This window comes from Erythrobacter sp., from assembly GCF_036351135.1.
Lineage (GTDB): Bacteria > Pseudomonadota > Alphaproteobacteria > Sphingomonadales > Sphingomonadaceae > Erythrobacter.
On the sequence record NZ_JAZBON010000017.1, the window covers coordinates 1 to 16954 of the forward strand.

A 16954-nucleotide genomic window follows, 5' to 3' on the forward strand; every position below is an offset into this window, starting at 1 on the left:
CATGGAGCCGCCCCCGCTCGAAGATTACTTCGCGATCATCCACCAGCATTTCTACGCGCTGCCCATCGCCTACAATGCCGAGCTGTGGTGCGAGCCGGGCCGCGCGCTGTGCGCGGAGTATTCGAGCATGATCGTGCGCGTCGAAAAGCGCCGCGGCAATGAGCTGTATATCAACGATGGCGCCTATGGCGCGCTCTACGACGCGGCGCATGTCGGCTGGCGCTTTCCGGTCGCTGCGCTTGAGGACGATCTGCGCGATCCGCACGCGGATTTCGCCTTTTATGGGCCGACCTGCGACGATGCCGACTACATGGCCGGGCCGTTCCCGCTGCCGGGCGATATCCAAGCGGGCGACTTTATCGAGATCGGCATGCTCGGCGCCTATGGCGCAGCGATGAAGACCGGCTTTAACGGCTTTGGCGATGCGGAATGCGTGGTGGTCGAAGACGAGCCGATGATGAGCCTGTTCGACGGCAGCCGCCTGCGCGAGGCTAGCGATAATGTGGTGAGCCTGCGATAGGCGTCAGGCCGCGACGACGCTCAGTTCCGGTTGGCGATGCATGTCGGCGCGTGCGACCATGCGGTCGCGCCCCTGCGCTTTGGCTTCGTAGAGAAGCGTGTCGGCATCGCGTAAAACTTCGCGCAGATCGCGCTTTTCGCAAAGCAGGACGAGGCCGGCGCTGGCCGTGACTTCCAGCCCCTTTTCCAGCCCGCTCGTTTCCTCGTTGATCGCCTGGCGCAAGACCTCGGTTTCGATGCGCGGATCGCCGCCGAAGAACAAAACCGCGAACTCCTCTCCGCCCAGCCGCGCCGCCAGCCCCGCGCCGGTTTCGAGCGCATGGGCGGTGTGCACCAGCACGCGATCACCGACCTCGTGGCCGAACCTGTCATTGATGCTCTTGAAATGATCGAGATCGAACAGGGCAAGCGCCTTGACCTGCGACCCGAAGGCGTTCTCCAGCCCGCGGCGGTTGGCGAGCCCGGTCAGAGGGTCGGTCTGCGCCAGCGCGATCAGCATTTCCTCGCGCATTGCCGCCCGGTCGCGCTCGCGGCGCAGGGTCACGAACCGATCGGTGATGCCGAGCGCGGTGACGAGGAACTCAATCCCGAGACAAGCGAAAAGCAGCGGCAGGAATTGCGGCATCGGATCGCCGGTGGCGATGTGGACCGGCAGGTTAACGAGGTTGAGCGCCAGCACCGGTGCCCAGCCGGCCACCATGAAGCGCGCGGTGCGGCTCTTGTTGCGGAGCGCGACGGCGATACTGGCGATCAGCAGGACGAGAATGCCGAGATAGGCGACCAGCCGCCCGAAATAATAGGCAGCGGGCGGCTCGCTCATCCAGAAAACCGGCGCGAAAGCAAGCGCGAAGGGAAAGCTCAGGATCAGCAGGCGACGCATCCGGCGCGGAATGGCATCCGGCTCGAGATAGGAGGCGAGGAACGGTCCGACGAGCGCGACCATCAGGTCGAAGGCGAAATAGCCGAGCGTATGACGCGCCATGCTGTCATGCCCGAAAAACGGCCCCAGATCGATCGGCGACAGCATTACCGCAAGTACGCCGATGGCGACGCAGCGAGCGCAATACCACAGCAGGTAACGCTGGCGCAGCACGCTGAAGGAAGCGGCGCTGAAAACGCAGGTGAGAAGGACCACGCCGAGAAACAGCCCGGCGGTCAGGCCCGACCAGTTAACCGACAGGAACTCGGCGGAGAACATCTTGTCGCGGAACGTGGTCCAGCCCGAAATCTGCGATATTCCAAACATTTCCGGCGCGGCCCCCCAGTCGCAACCGGGCTGGGTTAGATGGTCGGGTTTAAGGCGGAATGACCCGCCATCCTTTCGGCTTGGTAAACGTCTCCTCTCTCTTAACGCTGTGTCCAAACCCCTCTCTCGCCCGGCCCTCGGGAACGGTGCGGCGGGAGCGCTCGTTTTTGCGAGGATGGCGTTCGAACCCTCTTCCTTCGAGCAGGTCGTGTTCTCCGGCGGGGGGACGCGGTGCTTTTGGCATGGCGGCTTTCTGCACGAGACGGGGTCCTGTGATGACTTTGGCCCGAAGCGCATTTGCGGGGTGTCGGGCGGGGCGCTTTCAGCGGCAGCCTGGATCAGCGGCAATGACGAGCGTTGCAAACGCGTAATGGGCGAGATTTTCGAGCGCAACGAGCGCAATATCGACCTCGATAGCTCGAACCTTACCCCGCATCAGGAGCTGTACCGCGAGGCGGTGTCGGGAACCCTACCAGCGCAAGCAATCGAGGCGATATGCAAGGGGCCGGCCTTCCAGATCATGCTGGGGTGTCCGCCGCCGTTCATCCCCACACGGATCTTTGCCGCGCTCTGCGCCGCATCCTATAAAGTCGAACAAATCATCACCGGCAATCCGCGCCTTCGCATCAGCCGGTTGCTCGGCCTCGAAGGCGTGCTGATCGATGCACGGCAGGCGGCGCGCGAGGGCCAGCTGGTAGATCTTATATGCGCCGCGGCGACCATCCCGCCGGTCTTCGACATACCCAGCTGGAACGGGCGCGACGTGATCGACGGAGCGATGGTGACCAAGGCGCCCTATCCCGATCCCGACCAGGGTCGCACCCTCGTCCTGATGACCAAGCCCTACGGCAACAAGCCGGAGGAGCCGGACAAGGTCTTCGTCATCCCGTCAAAGCCAGTCGAGGCGGACAAGATCGATTTCACCGATCGCGACAAGATCGAGGAGACGTGGGAGCAGGGCCGCAGGGATGCGCGCGATTTTTTGGACCGGCAATCGGAATGAGCGCCTCGCCCGGCGTTCAGCCGAAAGGCGCATTGACGAATTCGAGGAAGATGGGATCGCCGTCGAGGGTTTCGACCAGCGCCTTGATCACCTCGAACCCTTCGGCGCCGTTGGTCATCAGCACCATGCCGCGCCTCGTCTCGGGATCGTAGAGTGCCAACGCTCGCTCGCCATGATCGCCGCCAGAATGTTCGTAGATCTTCCGATGCGGCCATTCGTAGACGGTCCAGCCCAGGCCCCAGCCTTGCCGCGTGGGGCAGAAGTCCGCGCGGTCCTCGCCCTTGCAGGCCGGGCGATAGCGCGCCTCGTGGCGGATCGTGAATTGCTCTTCGCGAAGCTCCGGTGACACCGCATCGCGCTCGAAGACCGAGAGCATGAAGCGCGCATATTCGCGTGGAGTCGTGCGCATGTCGTCGGAGGCGGATGGTTCGCGGCGGACGACATTGTAGACCCCTTCGTCCGCCTTGTAGGGCATGGCGAGGTGGCCGACCCAATTGTTTGCGAGCGTGTAGCCGGTGAGAGGCATGTCCGCAGGTTCGAACACGAGATCGCGGGCCAGTTTCTCGAAGTCCTCGCCCACTGCCGCCGCCGCAGCCTTCATCATCCACTCGTAGCCTTCGCCCGAATAGCCGACCTCTGTGTCGGGATCGCGCAGGAATGTGAGCGTGCCCTCGGTTTCGTAGCGCCAGTTGGGAAAGCCGGTCCGATGGCGCATGACGAGCCGGGCGGTCAGCTCGCGGCTGCGCGGATCGTCTGCGACGTCCTCTTCCATATGATGATCGGCGAGCGGCGTATCGAGCGAGAAGCGGCCTGCCTGGGCCAGCCTCAGGATCACCTCGGCGGTCACCGGCTTGGTCAACGAGGCGACGTTGTAGAGCGTCTCCTCATTCGCGGGGAAACCCCAAGTCTGATAACCGAAATGCCTCACCCAGGCGATCTCGCCGTTCTCGATATAGGCGATGCCGACACTGGGCACGTCGTGGCGAGCGAGCAGCAGCGGGGCTTCCTGCTCGACCTGTTCGAGCTTGTCCGCGGCGCTCTGCGCTGCGAGCGGCGGCGTTGCCAGCAGCAGGCCGGCAAGGGCGGTAAATCGGTACATGGCGATCCCTCAGATATTTCGTTCGAGGTCACTGCCTCTATGTGCGCCATGTCCGCGGATGTTGCTGCATTCGACGAAAGTGCAATCGCTCACCACGAAGGGATCAACTGCAAAGGAAAGGGGCAGCGCCGGCGATGCGGCGCTGCCCCGTCCCCCCCGATGACGTGCCGGATCAGAAATTGATTTCGGCGGTCAGATAATAGCGCGCGGGATCGCCGTAGAACCCGGTCAGCGTCCCCTCCAAGCCGAGCGTCGGGACGAAGGGCTGGCCGTCCACGCCGCCGCTCACGAAATTGTAGCCGGCAACGATATATTCCTTGTCGAAGATGTTCTTCGCATGGGCACCGATCGAGAAGCGCCCCTCATCGTCGGTATAGACAATGCTCGCATCGACCAGCGCGAAGCCTTCCTGGTCGAGGAAGGGATTGGGCTGTTCGAACTGGCTCGCATCCGAACGGAACGAGACGAGGCCGATGAAGTCGAACACACCATCCGCCGCGGGAATGCTCAAATTGGTGCCGAAATGGCCCGTCAGGTCGGGGGTGTTCTGGAACACGCGTTCATCGGCGACATCGTTGCCCTGCGCATCGATGAATTCGTTGAATTCGGCATCGAGCACGCCGAGCGAAAAGTTCACGCTGAACCGGCTTCCAACGCCTGCGAAGTCGTCGAACAGCAAAGCATTGCCTTCGACTTCGATGCCGTTGATGTCGGCATCCGCAGCATTCGAGGTGATGCCGACGAAGCTTTCGAATACCCCGTCGCCATCCGCATCGACGCCGACCGATCCGGGGATCTGGACGTCGGTATATTGGCCGAGGAAGCCCGCGATTGCGAGGTTCAATCGGTTGTCGAAAAGCGAGGCTTTCCAGCCGAGCTCGAAGCTGTCGACCACTTCGGGGGCGAAGCGCAGAAATTCGAACTGGTCGTCGAAGTCGATATCGCCATCGCCGTCGAGATCGGGCGCAGCGGTGGTCTGACCGCGCGGGTCGAAGCCGCCGCCCTTGAAGCCTTGGCTGTAGGTGAAATAGACGTTGTGATCGGGCGTCGGCTGCCAGCTGATCGAGGCGCGCGGGTTGAAATCCTCGAAGGTTTCGCTGCCCTCGAAATCGCTGGTGACAGCAAAGGGTATCGCCTGGCTGTCGGGGACGAACAGGTCGGAAAAGCCATTGACGAAAGAGGTGCGTAGCACGCGGCTGGAACGCTTATCGTTCGTGTAGCGCCCGCCCAGCGAGACACTGAGCGTATCGAATAGGTCGTAAGTGAAATCGGCAAAGAAGCTGTAGGTTTCCGTGTCGACATCGCCGAGCGTCTGGGCGTTGAGTCCGCGCAAATCCACGTCCGGGTTCAATGCCGTGAGAAATTCGCCGGTCGTGAACAATGCGACATCGAAGGCGGTAAAGGCGTTGGCGTTGAGGTAGTAGAACCCTGCCACGCCCGACAGCCGGTCGCCTTCGTAAAGCAGCTGGAATTCCTGGCTGAACTGGTCGTTTTCGTAGATTGCAGGGACATCAAGATCCACCGCAGGGAGGCTGTCGAAATCGATGGGCGTGGTCGATTGGTCCTCGCGGTAGCCGGTGATCGACTTGAAGGTCAGCTCGTTCGAAAGCTCGACCGCGATATTGAGCGCGCCGCCATAGGCCTCGACCTCTTGGTCAACCACATTTAGCCCCGCGCGCGTGTCGAACACGTCGTCGAGCACAGGCGCGCCGCTTAGCAGGCCGGGGATGAGCCGCGAACCCTGCCGCGCCTCGCTGTTGTCCTTGACGTAGTCGCCCGAAAGCCGCGCGAAGACAGGGCCGCTATCGAACTCGATCGTGCCGCGCGCCGCCCAGACGTCCTTGTTGTAATTCTCCGTGCCGAGCGTCAGATTTTCGCCGAAGCCCCCGCGCGAAAGCCGCGCGCCGCTCGCGCCGATGGTCAGCCCGTCGGCAACCGGCGTCGAGGCGGTGACGATCAGGTCCGCCTGATCGTAATTGCCCAAAGTTCCGCGCACCGACACGCTCGGATCGTCGGGCAGACGCGCGGTCACATATTTGATCGCGCCGCCGATCGTGTTGCGTCCGTAAAGCGTGCCTTGCGGGCCGCGCAGAACCTCGATCCGGTCGACATCGTAGACATCGAGCACGGCGGCTTGCGGGCGGTTGAGATAGACATCGTCGACATAGACGCCGACCCCGGCCTCGAAGCCGGCGACCGGGTCCTGCTGACCCACACCGCGGATGAAGGCGGTGAGGGTGGTGTTGGTCCCGCGGCTCACCTCGAGCGTGATGTTGGGGATCTGCTGCGCGACCTGCGTCAGTTCGAGAACGCCCTGCTGTTCGAGCTGTTCGCCGCTCAGCGCAGAAACCGAAAGCGGCACGTCGAGCAGCCGCTCCTCGCGTCGCCGAGCGGTGACGATAATGGTATTGCCCTGCGCTTCCTCGGACGCCTCGGCGCCGGGTCCGGCTACCTCCTGAGCCGCCGCCGGTGCGGCAAAAACGGCTAATCCCGCGCAGCCCGACAGGAGCAGAGCGCGGCTGCGAAATAAATTCATGGTCATTTTGGTTCCTCTCCCAAACCTCTCGATCGCCCTGATATTGAAAGTTGAACCACCTTTCAAGTTTTGTCTTGTCTATATCACGGTGCAGCTTTAGTCAGGTGCCCGGAGGGGAACGACGATGGACAGGCCTGCTGGCACGGCGCGCAAAGCAGCGGACCCGCGATCTGGCGCGGTCGACAAGACGCCGCGCACCGAGCGCGGGCGGCGAACTTTGCGCAAGCTGCTCGACGCATCGGCACAGGAATTTGGCGAGAAAGGCTTTCACGAAGCCTCGGTCAGCTCGATCACCCGCCGCGCGGGCGTGGCGCTCGGCACCTTCTACACCTATTTCGACAGCAAGGACGCGCTGTTCCGCGCGCTCGTCCGGGACATGAGCGGCAATGTGATGAAAAGCGCCCGCTCGGCCCTGTCCGACGACATGAGCGCGCTCGAGATCGAGGAGGCAGCGCTTGCCGCCTTCCTGCGCTTTGCCGGCGAGCACAAGGAAATCTATCGCATCATCGACGAGGCCGAATTCGTCGATCCCGCCTCCTACCGCGCGCATTACGAAACGATCGCAGCCCGCATCGAATCGCGCCTGAAAGCCGGCGCCGAGGCGGGCGAATTGCGCAAGGGGCTCGGCGAGGCCGAAGCGTGGGCGATCATGGGGATGAACGTCTTCGTCGGGCTGCGCTACGCGGTATGGGGGGAGGGCGGGGCCAACGGCGATTCGGATGCCATCGCCGCGCGGGTCAACGCGCTCCTTGCAAAAGGGGTTCTCTCGAAGCGTTAAGCGCCGCGCAACAACGGCGCGCGTAGTATGCTGTCGCAGTGTCGATCCGACGCGACAATTCCCATTGCGCCAGAATGCCTTATGACCTAGCTGCGCAGTCGGTCGTGCGCCAAATTGAAACTTTTGGAAGCTACCCGTCGGCCACTTCACCGAATTCCCCCCCCCGATCGAGAGCCCACGGCAAAGGACATGCGTGTCGACCATCAGCAAAGTTTTACCAATTAAGCCTGACGCCGACGACATTGCGCTTTCCCGATCCGACCCTGCACTCGGAAGACCGGATCCGCGCAAGCTCGCGCGTTCGCTCAACGCCTATACCCAGCCGAGCGTGGCGCGCAGCCTGATCGAGCTGGCAATCACCTTCATTCCGTTTGCCGCGATCTTCGCAGGCATACTGTGGGCCGTTTACGCGGGCTATTATCTGGCCCTGGCAGGCGTGCCGCTCGCCAGCCTTTTCCTGCTCCGGCTGTTCATCATTCAGCACGATTGCAGCCATGGTTCCTTCCTGCCGGGCCGGTCGGGCAATGCGAGAGTCGGAAGGATGCTCGGCGTCCTGACCCTGACCCCGTTCACCTATTGGAGGCGGACCCACGCGCTGCATCATGCGAGCACCGGTAATCTGGATGCGCGTGGGTTCGGCGATGTCGACACGCTGACCATCGACGAGTTCACCTCGCTGCCGCGCTGGCGGCGCCTCGGATATCGCATCTATCGGCACCCTGCGGTGTTGCTCGGCGTTGCTCCTGCCTATCTGTTCCTGCTGCAACATCGCTACCCTATGGGGCTTGCGCGCGAGGGATGGCGCTATTGGGCGAGCACGCTGACGACGACCGTCGTGGCGATCGCGATGCTGGGCGGCCTGGCCTGGGCGACGTCGCCGATGGCGCTCGCGCTGGTCTACTTCCCGACGCTTATCCTGGCGGCATCGATCGGTGTCTGGTTGTTCTACGTCCAGCACCAATTCGAGGGCGCTCATTGGAAGACCAAGCCTGACTGGGAGTTTCACGAGGCGGCGATGGCAGGGAGCACCTGTCTCGATCTGCCGCCCTTCATGCGGTGGTTCACCGGCAATATCGGCATCCACCACATTCACCATTTGGCGAGCCGCATTCCGTTCTATCGCCTAAGCGAGGCTCTGAATGCGCATCCCGAATTGAAGCACTTCAACCGGATGACCGTGACCGACGCGATGGCATCGCTCAGGCTCGCCTTATGGGACGATCGATCGGGCCGGCTCGTCTCTTTTCGCGAGGCGAGGCACGCAGCATAAGCTAGCCGCTTATTCGAACCCCACGAACCGCGCCGCCTCGTCCACTTGGCGCCGCGTGATCTTCACCGGGTTCGCGGGAAAATCGGGATCGGGCCAGCCCATCGCGATCGCCTTCATGATGACCTGATCCTCCGGAATCTTGGCGTGTTCGCGCACCACGGGCGATTGCATGATCCCCTGCGAATTGATGACGCAGCCCAGCCCCCGCGACCATGCCGCATTGACCAGCGCGGTCGCCACCGCGCCGCAATCGAAGGGAGTGTCGTCGCTGTTCGACAATTCCTTGTCATAAGTGATGATGACGCAGACCGGCGCATCGAACTGGCGAAAGCCGCGCAGCACCCAGTCCTGGCGTTTTTCCTTGTCGTCGCGCTCGATCCCCATCGCCTCGAACAGCTGGACCGCGCAGCCGATCTGGCGCTGGCGGTGGACGCCGGCGAAGGGCTCGCCGCGGCGGAATTCTCTGGAGTCGGGTTCGCCGGCGAGGATGCGCTCGGTGTTGCCCTTGCGGATGCGATCGAGCGGCTCGCCAGTGATGACGTGAAAGTGATAGGGCTGCGTGTTCATTGAGGAGGGCGAGCACATGGCGAGCGCGAGCACTTCTTCGATCAGCTCTCGCGGGACGGGTTTGTCCAGATAGCCGCGGATCGAACGGCGTCCGAGCACCACTTCGTCGTATTTCTGGTTCGCGTCCCCGGCCACTTCGTTCTCCTTGATCTGTTCAGGCCAAGGGCTAGCGCAATGCACGCGCGATGCAAACGCAGGTGGCCCGGCTCAGCCTGCGAAATAGGGCCGGTCGCCTGCAATCGTCACCCGTTCCATCACGCGGCGGGCGGGGAAATAGTCGGACACGGCGAAATGCTGACACACGCGGTTGTCCCAGAAGGCGATCGAGCCGGCACGCCAGCGAAAGCGGCACTGGATCTCGACGTCCTTGGCGGTCGCATAAAGATGGTCCAGCAGCCAGTCGCTTTCCCGGGGCGAGAGGCCTTCGATGTGACTGGTGAAGGCGACGTTGACATAGATCGCGCGCTCGCCCGTTTCGGGATGGGTGCGGATCACCGGGTGACACACCGGCGGGAACTTCTCGTGCAGGTCTTCTGGTGTCTTGCCGAGCCGCTTGGCGAAGACGCGGGCGATGTCGTGGACGGCGGTCAGTCCTTCGCAAAAACGCTTCATCTCTTCGGACAGACGCTCATAGGCGAGATGCATATTGGCGAACAAAGTGTCGCCGCCGCATTCGGGCACTTCGCGCGCCAGCAGGATAGAGCCGAGCGAGGGTTCCTCGCGCCAGGTGACATCGGAATGCCACTGGTTTTCCTGGCCGCGGCTGTCGGGACCGTGGGCGATGCGCAGCACCTCTGGATTTTCCTGGTCAGTTGGCGTCGCCGGGTGCACTTCGAGCTCGCCGAAGCCGCGCGCAAAGGCGATGTGCTGCTCCTGCGTCAGCTTCTGATCGCGGAAGAAGATCACCCCATGCCTGAGCAAGGCGGCGCGGATCTCGGGGATGCGGCTCGCGATGTCGGAGGCGCCGAGGTCGATTCCGTGGATCTTCGCGCCGATGGCAGGTGTGAGGGGCCGGATGTCGAGCGCGCCGATATCGAGTGTGGCCCTGTCGAATGTGTCGGGGGCGAACGCGGTTGCCATCATGTCTCTCCCTCGAATTATTGGAAGGAGTGTGACGCGCATTGGCTGGTAAGGCAATCGTGAGAATTTTATGCGGCTTCGGTGTCGTACGGGTTCGACTGGGCTCCATGGCCGCCGACCGACCGGCAGCTACTTCATGCCCTCGGGTATCTGTTCTGGCTCGTCCGTCCCCTCCGGCGCCGTTTCGATCAGCTCTTCCTGCCGATCGAGGGGAATGTCGACATTCACCTTGGTGCCGCGCAACAGGCGTTCGACGGCGAGGTTGGCGCCCATGCCATTGAGGAGCGAGCGCACGATCCGCCCGCCCAGATTGCCTTCGTTCGGCCAGTCGCAATCCTCGGGCAAGCCGATGCCGTCATCCATCACCGAAAGCCGGACCACCCCCGAAGTCAGCATCTTCATCCGCGCCTCGACAACCCCCTCGTCGCGATCGACGAAGGCGTGTTGCAGCGCGTTGGTTAGGATCTCGGAAAAGACCAGGCCCGCACGGGCAGCGGTTTCGGTCGGCACGTCGACCTTGTCGGCATCGATCAGCACCCGAATGCCGCCGCGCCCGTCGATATGGCTGATCGCGCTGGAAATGCGCGTCAGATAGGCGCCGAGCGGCACGTCATTCGCGGTGGCCGGAATTGCGCCCGCCACGCTCATCTCAGTGTAGAGCATTTGCAGCGCCTCGACCCGGCGCGCAAGACTGTCGAAGGAATCGCGTGCATTCTTGTCGCGCGCCTGGATACGGATCATGCCGACCACCATCGAGAGGTGGTTCTTCACTCGATGCTGAATTTCGGCGAGAATCTCGTCGACGCTCTCCGCCGCGCTTACCTCGCTCCGCGATCCCAGATCGTGCTGCAGACCGACGAAGAAACGGACATCGCCGTCCTCCCCGCGCATCGGCCCGACCATGAGCCGATTCCAGAAGCCTTCGCCGTCGGCCCGGTAATTGTAGATCTCGACCTCGATCTCGTCCCCGGCGCTCACAGCGTCGGCGATCTTCTTGACCGTTTCGGGGTCGGTTTGCTCGCCTTGGAGAAAGCGACAATTGCGGCCGATCACGGCAGAGCGCTGATACCCGGTCATCTGCTCGAACGCGTCGGATACGAAAACCAGCGGATTGTCGTCGATATGCGGATCGGAAATCGTCAGCGCGAACGGGGCGTTGCGCATGATCGAGTCTTCGGGAAGGTTCATCGCCATCTAGGTCACGGCGCGTACCCTGCGTTATCGGGAAGTCATGCGCAACCCCCGGGCGGGCCGGCAGCTATGCTGCTTTGGCGAATTCAATATCAAGCCGGTCCCAGATTTCGACCAGCGCCTCGGTCAGCTCGGTCATCATCGCTTCGGTGTGGTGCGGGCCGGGGGTGAAGCGCAGACGCTCTGTGCCGCGGGCCACGGTGGGGAAATTGATCGGCTGCACATAGACGCCGTATTCGGCGAGCAGGATGTCGCTGATCCGCTTGGCGCGCACCGGATCGCCGACCATCAGCGGAACGATATGCGTGACGCTGTCCATGACGGGCAGGCCGGCCTCGGCGAATTTGAGCTTGAGCGTCGCGGCGGCCTGTTGCTGTGCGTTGCGCTCGACATTCGATTGCTTGAGGTGCTTAACCGAAGCGAGCACGCCTGCGACCAGAACGGGGCTGAGCGAGGTTGTGAAGATGAAGCCGGGCGCGTAGCTGCGGATGCAGTCGATCACGCGTTTGTCGGCCGCGATATAGCCGCCCATCACGCCGAATGCCTTGCCCAGCGTCCCTTCGATGATGTCGATACGGTGCGCGGCATCGTCGCGTTCCGATATGCCGCCGCCATGCTCGCCGTACATGCCAACCGCGTGGACCTCGTCGATATAGGTGAGCGCGTTGTATTTCTCGGCCAAGTCGCAGATCGCGTGGATCGGGGCGACGTCGCCATCCATCGAATAGACGCTTTCGAAGGCGATCAGCTTGGGCGTCTCGGGATCCTCGGCGGCGAGCAGTTCTTCAAGATGCCGAATATCGTTGTGGCGGAACACGCGCTTCTCGCAGCCCGAATTGCGGATGCCGGCGATCATGCTCGCATGGTTCAGCGCATCGGAAAAGATGACGCAGCCCGGCAGCAGCTTGGCGAGTGTCGACAGGGTCGCGTCGTTAGAGACGTAGCCGCTGGTGAACAGCAGCGCGCCTTCCTTGCCGTGCAGTTCGGCGAGTTCGCGTTCGAGCTCGACATGCAGATGCGTGTTGCCGCCAATATTACGCGTGCCGCCGGAACCCGCGCCGACATCGTGCAGCGCCTCTTCCATCGCACCGATGACGACATCGTGCTGCCCCATGCACAAATAGTCGTTCGAGCACCATACGGTGATGGGCTTCGGTCCGTTATGCCCGTGGAAGCAGCGCGCATTGGGATAGGCGCCCTTGTTGCGCAGAATGTCGATAAAAACGCGGTAGCGGCCTTCTTCGTGGAGCCGGTCGATCGCGGTTTCGAAAATCTGGTCGTAGTTCACTGCGTGCTTCTCGTCTTCGCGAACCGGATGGGAAGCAAAAAGCTGCCGCAACCTGTCGCCGTTAGATCACGGACCGTAAACCCCCCGACGGTCCGTTCGTTTAACGTGAGCCTATGTAGCAAGCGCGGCGCGGATGAAAACCGCGATCTTTGCGAGTGGTTTGCAGCTTGTCAGAAGCTTTCGGGAGCGGCGAACCCGCGCTGGACCAGCGCATCTTCGAGGCCGGCTGCCGCCTCGAGGGGGCCGGTGACGACGAAGCGGTTCGCGTCCGGCGCCGTCATGGGCTGCCCGTCGACGAGGTGAGCGATCCGCCGCGCGATACCCTGCGACCCGTCGACGAGCGCCACGTCCGGGCCGAATTCGGAGGTGAGTTCTGCGGCCAGCAACGGAAAGTGCGTGCAGGCGAGCACCAGCGTGACGATCGCCGCGCCGTCCGCCTGCGCCCTCAAGTCCGCCGCAGCCTGCGCAATCGCTTTCGTATCGATCGCCTGTCCGCGCAATTTCGCCTCGGCGCAGGCCACCAGATCGGGCGCGGCGATCCGCAGCAGACGCTTGTCGGCGGCGAAGTCGCGTTCGAGCGCATCGACGTAACGCTGCCGGATGGTGGCCGCCGTGCCGATCAGCCCGATCGCGCCGGTGCGGGTCATCGCCGCGGCGGGCTTGATCGCGGGCACCGTGCCCACGATCGGCACTTCGAGCACGTCGCGCACCATGCCGAGCGCGATGGTCGAGGCGGTGTTGCAGGCGATGCAGACGAGGCGCGGGGCGAACCGCTCGCTCATCCGCCCTAATAACCCCGCCACCCGAGCGGCGACCTCGGCCTCTGACTTTTCGCCATAAGGCAGGCCGGCAAGGTCGGCGGTATAGATCACCGGCGCTTGGGGCAGAATGTCGCGTAGGGCGTCGTAGACCGTAAGGCCGCCGACGCCGCTGTCGAAGATCAGGATGGGAGAAGATGCGTCGGCCATCGCGCAGCGCCGATGGCCGAGCAAGCCGCGGTGGTCAACTCAGCGGCGATCAACTTTCGGGCGTTACTAGGAACTTGGTCACGTGTTGCACCTCGATCCCCAGTTCGGCCAGCCGGGCTTCGCTCCAGGCAAAATATTCGCGGAAGGAGATGCGGCGATCGCCGTCGCCGTCGGCCTCGGCATAAAACCGAGCGATTTGTTCGGGATCGGTGCCGTCTCCGAGAATGGCTGTCCCCTCCAACTCAGGCGAAGCATCATCGTCGATGAAGGCCATTGTGACGAAGGGTGATTCGGGTTCTTCGAGAAATCCGCTACCGTCTGCGTCGAGATGGTCGAACAGGCGTTCGGGGTTGTTCTCAATGGCGATCTCCCGCGGCTCGTCGGGTTGACTGGCGGTAGTCAGCAGAACGGCTAGAAGGGATGCGAAAATCATGGCGAGAGCTCCAAAAACAAGTGGTCGGGATCGCCATGATTTGCCAGGTGCCTGCGCCGATTGAAGCTCCGGCGGACCGGCTACGGCGCGCTCGTACCTCTCTGCCTCGGCCAGCAGCCGTGCCGCTTCGAGCGACGATCCGACATCGAGTTTCACCCGCGCCATCATGAGCCGCTTTTCGACTGCGTGATGCGTGATGCCGAGATCGAGCGCGATTTCCTTTGCGGTCTTGTGGTCGAGCCACAGGCGCAGGACTTGCCTTTCGCGCTCGGTCAGTTTTGCGATAGCGGGGTTTGCGTCCATGCGTTCGATCTTAAGCGGGCCTGGACTTTTGCCCAAGTATGGTCGGACCGTAAAAGGTGCTGGGGCTCGAGGGAGCTAACGAGATTCGATCAAAAAGCTCCGGCACGTTCGCCCTTCGACAAGCCTAGGTCGAACGGTTAAAGGAGCAGCGTGGAACCCATTCTCGCAGCCTTGCTCGGCTATCTTTCCGGATCGATCCCCTTCGGCCTGCTGCTCACCCGCGCGGCGGGAATGGGGGATGTGCGCGCCATCGGCAGCGGGAATATCGGGGCGACCAATGTCCTGCGCACCGGGAACAAGGGGCTGGCCGCGGGCACCCTGCTGCTCGACCTTCTCAAAGGCTTCGCCCCGGTCTTTGCCGCCGGTTTGATCTGGGCCGGTTCCGGGGGAAGCGAGGCGGGCCATATCGCCAAGACCTTTGCCGCGGGCGGGGCGGTGATCGGCCATTGCTACCCGGTCTGGCTGGGCTTCAAGGGCGGCAAGGGCGTGGCAACCAATGCGGGGGTTTCCTTCGGTCTCGCGCTCGCGATCGGGATTGCCTATGCCGCGATCTGGCTTTCGATTCTCGCGATCTTCCGCATTTCCTCGCTCGCCGGAATGGCCGCGGTGGTCGCCGCCGCCGCCGCCGCGCCGCTCTTCGGCTATCCACAATTCTTCCCCGTTCTGGCGGCGATTGCGCTTCTCATCCTTTATCTTCACCGCGCAAATATCGCGCGATTGCTGAAGGGCGAGGAGCCGCGCGTGGGCGGGACCAGAAAGACGTGAATCTGCGTGAAGGCGGGGATCCCCCGCACACTTCGAGCGAGGCCGATGGAGGTCCGCGCCTTCGCGATGCCTCGCCTTGGCGCGCAGCTTTCGCAAAAGGAAGCCTTCGCACGCATCCGGCTGTTGCGATCGCCTAATGTCGGGCCGGTCACCTATCGCCAGCTGCTCGCCCGCTTCGGCGCCGCCACAGAGGCGCTGGATGCGCTGCCCGACCTCGCCAGCCGCGGCAAGGCACGTTATCGCCCCGCGCCCGCCGCGCGGATCGAACGCGAGATCGAGGGGGTGCGCGCGGCCGGGGCGCGGTATCTGTTCCACGACCAGCCCGATTACCCCGAACTGCTTGCCGAGATCAGCAGCGCACCGCCGATCATCACCTGCCGCGGCAATCTTGCGCTTGCCAGCAAGCCATGCGTCGCGATGGTCGGCGCGCGCAATGCCTCGGCCGCCTCGGTGAAGCTGGCGCGCGATTTCGCCTCCGAACTGGCGGCATCGGGCTTTACCGTGGTCTCGGGCCTCGCGCGCGGGATCGACGGAGCGGCGCATGAGGGCGCGTTTCCGGCGACCATCGGCGTGATCGCGAGCGGCATCGACATCGCCTATCCGCCGCAACACGAAGAGCTGCAAGAGCGGATCGCAACCGACGGGCTGCTGATCGCCGAACAGCCGCCGGGGACCGAGCCACGCGGGCGCCACTTCCCCAACCGCAATCGCATCATCGCCGGCCTCGCAAGCGGAACGCTCGTGGTCGAAGCCGCGCCCAAATCGGGTTCGCTCATCACCGCGCGGCTCGCGGCCGAGGCGGGGCGCGAGGTGATGGCCATCCCCGGCTCACCGCTCGACACTCGCTCGCTCGGCTGCAACCAGTTGATCCGCGACGGTGCGGTGCTGATATCGACGCCGGCAGATGTGATCGAGCTGCTGGAAACCTTCACCGGCGCCCCGCGATCGGCCTATCGGCTCGCCGAAGAACCCGCCGATTTCGACTATACCGAACTCAGAAAGCTCGAATGGGGCGAGGCGAAAGCCGATCGCAGCCGCGACATCGCCGCGCTGCTGACCAAGGCCCCGATCGGCATCGACGAACTGGTCCGCCAGTCGGGTCAGAGCGCCGCAGAAGTGCACATGGCGCTGCTCGAACTGGAACTGGCCGGCGAGCTCGAGCGACATGCAGGCGGGGCGGTCGGACTGGCCGGACCGACCGGTTGACCGCAGCCCGGATCAGCGCTGCGCAGATCAATGCGGAGCAATGGCGCCTCGCCAAACGCGCCGCAGGGCCGCTCTTTGGCTATCTCGTGCTTTCGACCGCAATCTACTCGATCGTCGACCTGTTTTTCGCGTATGCAGACCTACTCGATCTGGCTGTTCTGATCCTCGTTTGGGGGCTGGGTTATGCTCTGCTGCTCCTCCTCATGTGGGCGAGCCATCCCCAAGGAAATACCGGACCCGGCTGGATTGGCGGCTATCTGGGGGTCAGCATCCTCAGCGGTATCGCAATACTCTTCGGCCTGTTGCTCTTCGTTCTGCCCGGCCTTTCATGCTGCTGCGATGGCTACCTGCCCTTGCACGAAAGCAGGCTGTGGATGGCAGCGCAAGCGACACCCTTCGTTGGAGTTGGGACAAAAGACCGCAGCGTTCCAGAAATCGCTCGCTCTCGCAGCGATCTGGCCGATGGCGGGGCAGATCGTCCTGATGGCCGTTCCGGCATTGCAGACATTCGTTTCGGACGAATTCCTAGCCGCATACTGGGAAGTCATTCTGGTGCTGCTCAACTTCTTCATCGGCGTCGTCGTCGCGTGGCTTCAATTGCTGGGGGTCGCCGTCTACAGGCTCATCGAACGCGGCGAGGCAGAGCCAATCGATACCCATGCCTGAAGACCACTTGACGCCTCCACCAAACCGTCCCCACCC

Annotated in this window: 15 protein-coding genes and 1 pseudogene; 7 read left to right on the plus strand and 9 right to left on the minus strand. The window is 63.3% G+C overall.

Going from position 1 to position 16954, the window contains the following annotated elements:
* A pseudogene (locus tag V2I30_RS04715) lies at positions 1-520 on the plus strand (type III PLP-dependent enzyme); the annotation flags it as partial.
* 3 nt (positions 521-523) lie between these two features.
* Here V2I30_RS04715 and V2I30_RS04720 read toward each other — a convergent pair.
* Entirely contained in the window at positions 524-1765 is a 1242-nt protein-coding gene (locus tag V2I30_RS04720; RefSeq protein ID WP_330660927.1) for a GGDEF domain-containing protein, read from the minus strand.
* A 175-nt stretch (positions 1766-1940) separates the two neighbouring features.
* Here V2I30_RS04720 and V2I30_RS04725 point away from each other — a divergent pair, with 175 nt between their 5' ends.
* Positions 1941-2768, plus strand: coding sequence for a patatin-like phospholipase family protein (locus V2I30_RS04725; RefSeq protein ID WP_330660928.1), 828 nt, complete (start codon positions 1941-1943; stop codon positions 2766-2768).
* Between the two features lie 16 nt (positions 2769-2784).
* On the opposite strand, the gene V2I30_RS04730 is transcribed toward V2I30_RS04725, so the two are convergent.
* A complete protein-coding gene (locus V2I30_RS04730) occupies positions 2785-3867 on the minus strand; it encodes a serine hydrolase domain-containing protein (protein ID WP_330660929.1) in 1083 nt (360 codons plus the stop codon).
* Positions 3868-4039: 172 nt separating this feature from the next.
* On the minus strand, positions 4040-6409 hold the full coding sequence (locus V2I30_RS04735) for a TonB-dependent receptor (RefSeq protein ID WP_330660930.1): 2370 nt from the start codon (positions 6407-6409) through the stop codon (positions 4040-4042).
* A gap of 118 nt (positions 6410-6527) precedes the next feature.
* Between V2I30_RS04735 and V2I30_RS04740 the strand changes: the two genes are divergently transcribed.
* Both V2I30_RS04740 and V2I30_RS04745 read left to right on the plus strand, forming a co-directional pair.
* Entirely contained in the window at positions 6528-7181 is a 654-nt protein-coding gene (locus V2I30_RS04740) for a TetR/AcrR family transcriptional regulator (RefSeq protein ID WP_330660931.1), read from the plus strand.
* Between the two features lie 193 nt (positions 7182-7374).
* Positions 7375-8451: a fatty acid desaturase gene (locus tag V2I30_RS04745; protein WP_330660932.1), complete on the plus strand. Its 1077-nt coding sequence runs from the start codon at positions 7375-7377 to the stop codon at positions 8449-8451.
* A gap of 9 nt (positions 8452-8460) precedes the next feature.
* Here the strand turns inward: V2I30_RS04745 and V2I30_RS04750 are convergent, their stop codons facing one another.
* The 6 genes from V2I30_RS04750 to V2I30_RS04775 all read right to left on the minus strand — a co-directional run bounded on the left by V2I30_RS04750 (position 8461) and on the right by V2I30_RS04775 (position 14281).
* Positions 8461-9153 (minus strand): nitroreductase, encoded by a 693-nt coding sequence (locus V2I30_RS04750; protein ID WP_330660933.1) that lies wholly within the window; start codon positions 9151-9153, stop codon positions 8461-8463.
* 72 nt (positions 9154-9225) lie between these two features.
* Positions 9226-10101: a TauD/TfdA dioxygenase family protein gene (locus tag V2I30_RS04755; protein ID WP_330660934.1), complete on the minus strand. Its 876-nt coding sequence runs from the start codon at positions 10099-10101 to the stop codon at positions 9226-9228.
* Between the two features lie 126 nt (positions 10102-10227).
* On the minus strand, positions 10228-11286 hold the full coding sequence (locus V2I30_RS04760) for a PAS domain-containing protein (protein ID WP_330660935.1): 1059 nt from the start codon (positions 11284-11286) through the stop codon (positions 10228-10230).
* Between the two features lie 70 nt (positions 11287-11356).
* Entirely contained in the window at positions 11357-12577 is a 1221-nt protein-coding gene (gene hemA / locus V2I30_RS04765) for a 5-aminolevulinate synthase (RefSeq protein ID WP_330660936.1), read from the minus strand.
* A 170-nt stretch (positions 12578-12747) separates the two neighbouring features.
* Positions 12748-13545: a glutamate racemase gene (murI, locus tag V2I30_RS04770; RefSeq protein WP_330660937.1), complete on the minus strand. Its 798-nt coding sequence runs from the start codon at positions 13543-13545 to the stop codon at positions 12748-12750.
* A gap of 49 nt (positions 13546-13594) precedes the next feature.
* Positions 13595-14281, minus strand: coding sequence for a sigma factor-like helix-turn-helix DNA-binding protein (locus tag V2I30_RS04775; RefSeq protein WP_330660938.1), 687 nt, complete (start codon positions 14279-14281; stop codon positions 13595-13597).
* A gap of 150 nt (positions 14282-14431) precedes the next feature.
* On the opposite strand from V2I30_RS04775, the gene plsY reads away from it, so the two are divergent.
* From plsY to V2I30_RS04790, 3 genes are all read left to right on the plus strand, one after another.
* The gene (gene plsY, locus V2I30_RS04780; protein ID WP_330660939.1) at positions 14432-15046 is read left to right on the plus strand and encodes a glycerol-3-phosphate 1-O-acyltransferase PlsY; all 615 of its coding nucleotides are present in this window, start codon (positions 14432-14434) and stop codon (positions 15044-15046) included.
* A gap of 45 nt (positions 15047-15091) precedes the next feature.
* Positions 15092-16252, plus strand: coding sequence for a DNA-processing protein DprA (gene dprA / locus V2I30_RS04785; RefSeq protein ID WP_330660940.1), 1161 nt, complete (start codon positions 15092-15094; stop codon positions 16250-16252).
* A gap of 399 nt (positions 16253-16651) precedes the next feature.
* A complete protein-coding gene (locus V2I30_RS04790; protein ID WP_330660941.1) occupies positions 16652-16918 on the plus strand; it encodes a hypothetical protein in 267 nt (88 codons plus the stop codon).
* The last annotated feature ends 36 nt before the right edge of the window (positions 16919-16954 follow it).

Excerpts from the sequence above, each read along its gene's own strand:
- V2I30_RS04720 (WP_330660927.1), bottom strand. The coding sequence starts at position 1,765 with ATGTTTGGAATATCGCAGATTTCGGGCTGGACCACGTTCCGCGACAAG.
- V2I30_RS04725 (WP_330660928.1), top strand. The coding sequence starts at position 1,941 with ATGGCGTTCGAACCCTCTTCCTTCGAGCAGGTCGTGTTCTCCGGCGGG.
- V2I30_RS04730 (WP_330660929.1), bottom strand. The coding sequence starts at position 3,867 with ATGTACCGATTTACCGCCCTTGCCGGCCTGCTGCTGGCAACGCCGCCG.
- V2I30_RS04735 (WP_330660930.1), bottom strand. The coding sequence starts at position 6,409 with ATGACCATGAATTTATTTCGCAGCCGCGCTCTGCTCCTGTCGGGCTGC.
- V2I30_RS04740 (WP_330660931.1), top strand. The coding sequence starts at position 6,528 with ATGGACAGGCCTGCTGGCACGGCGCGCAAAGCAGCGGACCCGCGATCT.
- V2I30_RS04755 (WP_330660934.1), bottom strand. The coding sequence starts at position 10,101 with ATGATGGCAACCGCGTTCGCCCCCGACACATTCGACAGGGCCACACTC.
- V2I30_RS04760 (WP_330660935.1), bottom strand. The coding sequence starts at position 11,286 with ATGAACCTTCCCGAAGACTCGATCATGCGCAACGCCCCGTTCGCGCTG.
- murI (WP_330660937.1), bottom strand. The coding sequence starts at position 13,545 with ATGGCCGACGCATCTTCTCCCATCCTGATCTTCGACAGCGGCGTCGGC.
- V2I30_RS04775 (WP_330660938.1), bottom strand. The coding sequence starts at position 14,281 with ATGGACGCAAACCCCGCTATCGCAAAACTGACCGAGCGCGAAAGGCAA.
- dprA (WP_330660940.1), top strand. The coding sequence starts at position 15,092 with ATGGAGGTCCGCGCCTTCGCGATGCCTCGCCTTGGCGCGCAGCTTTCG.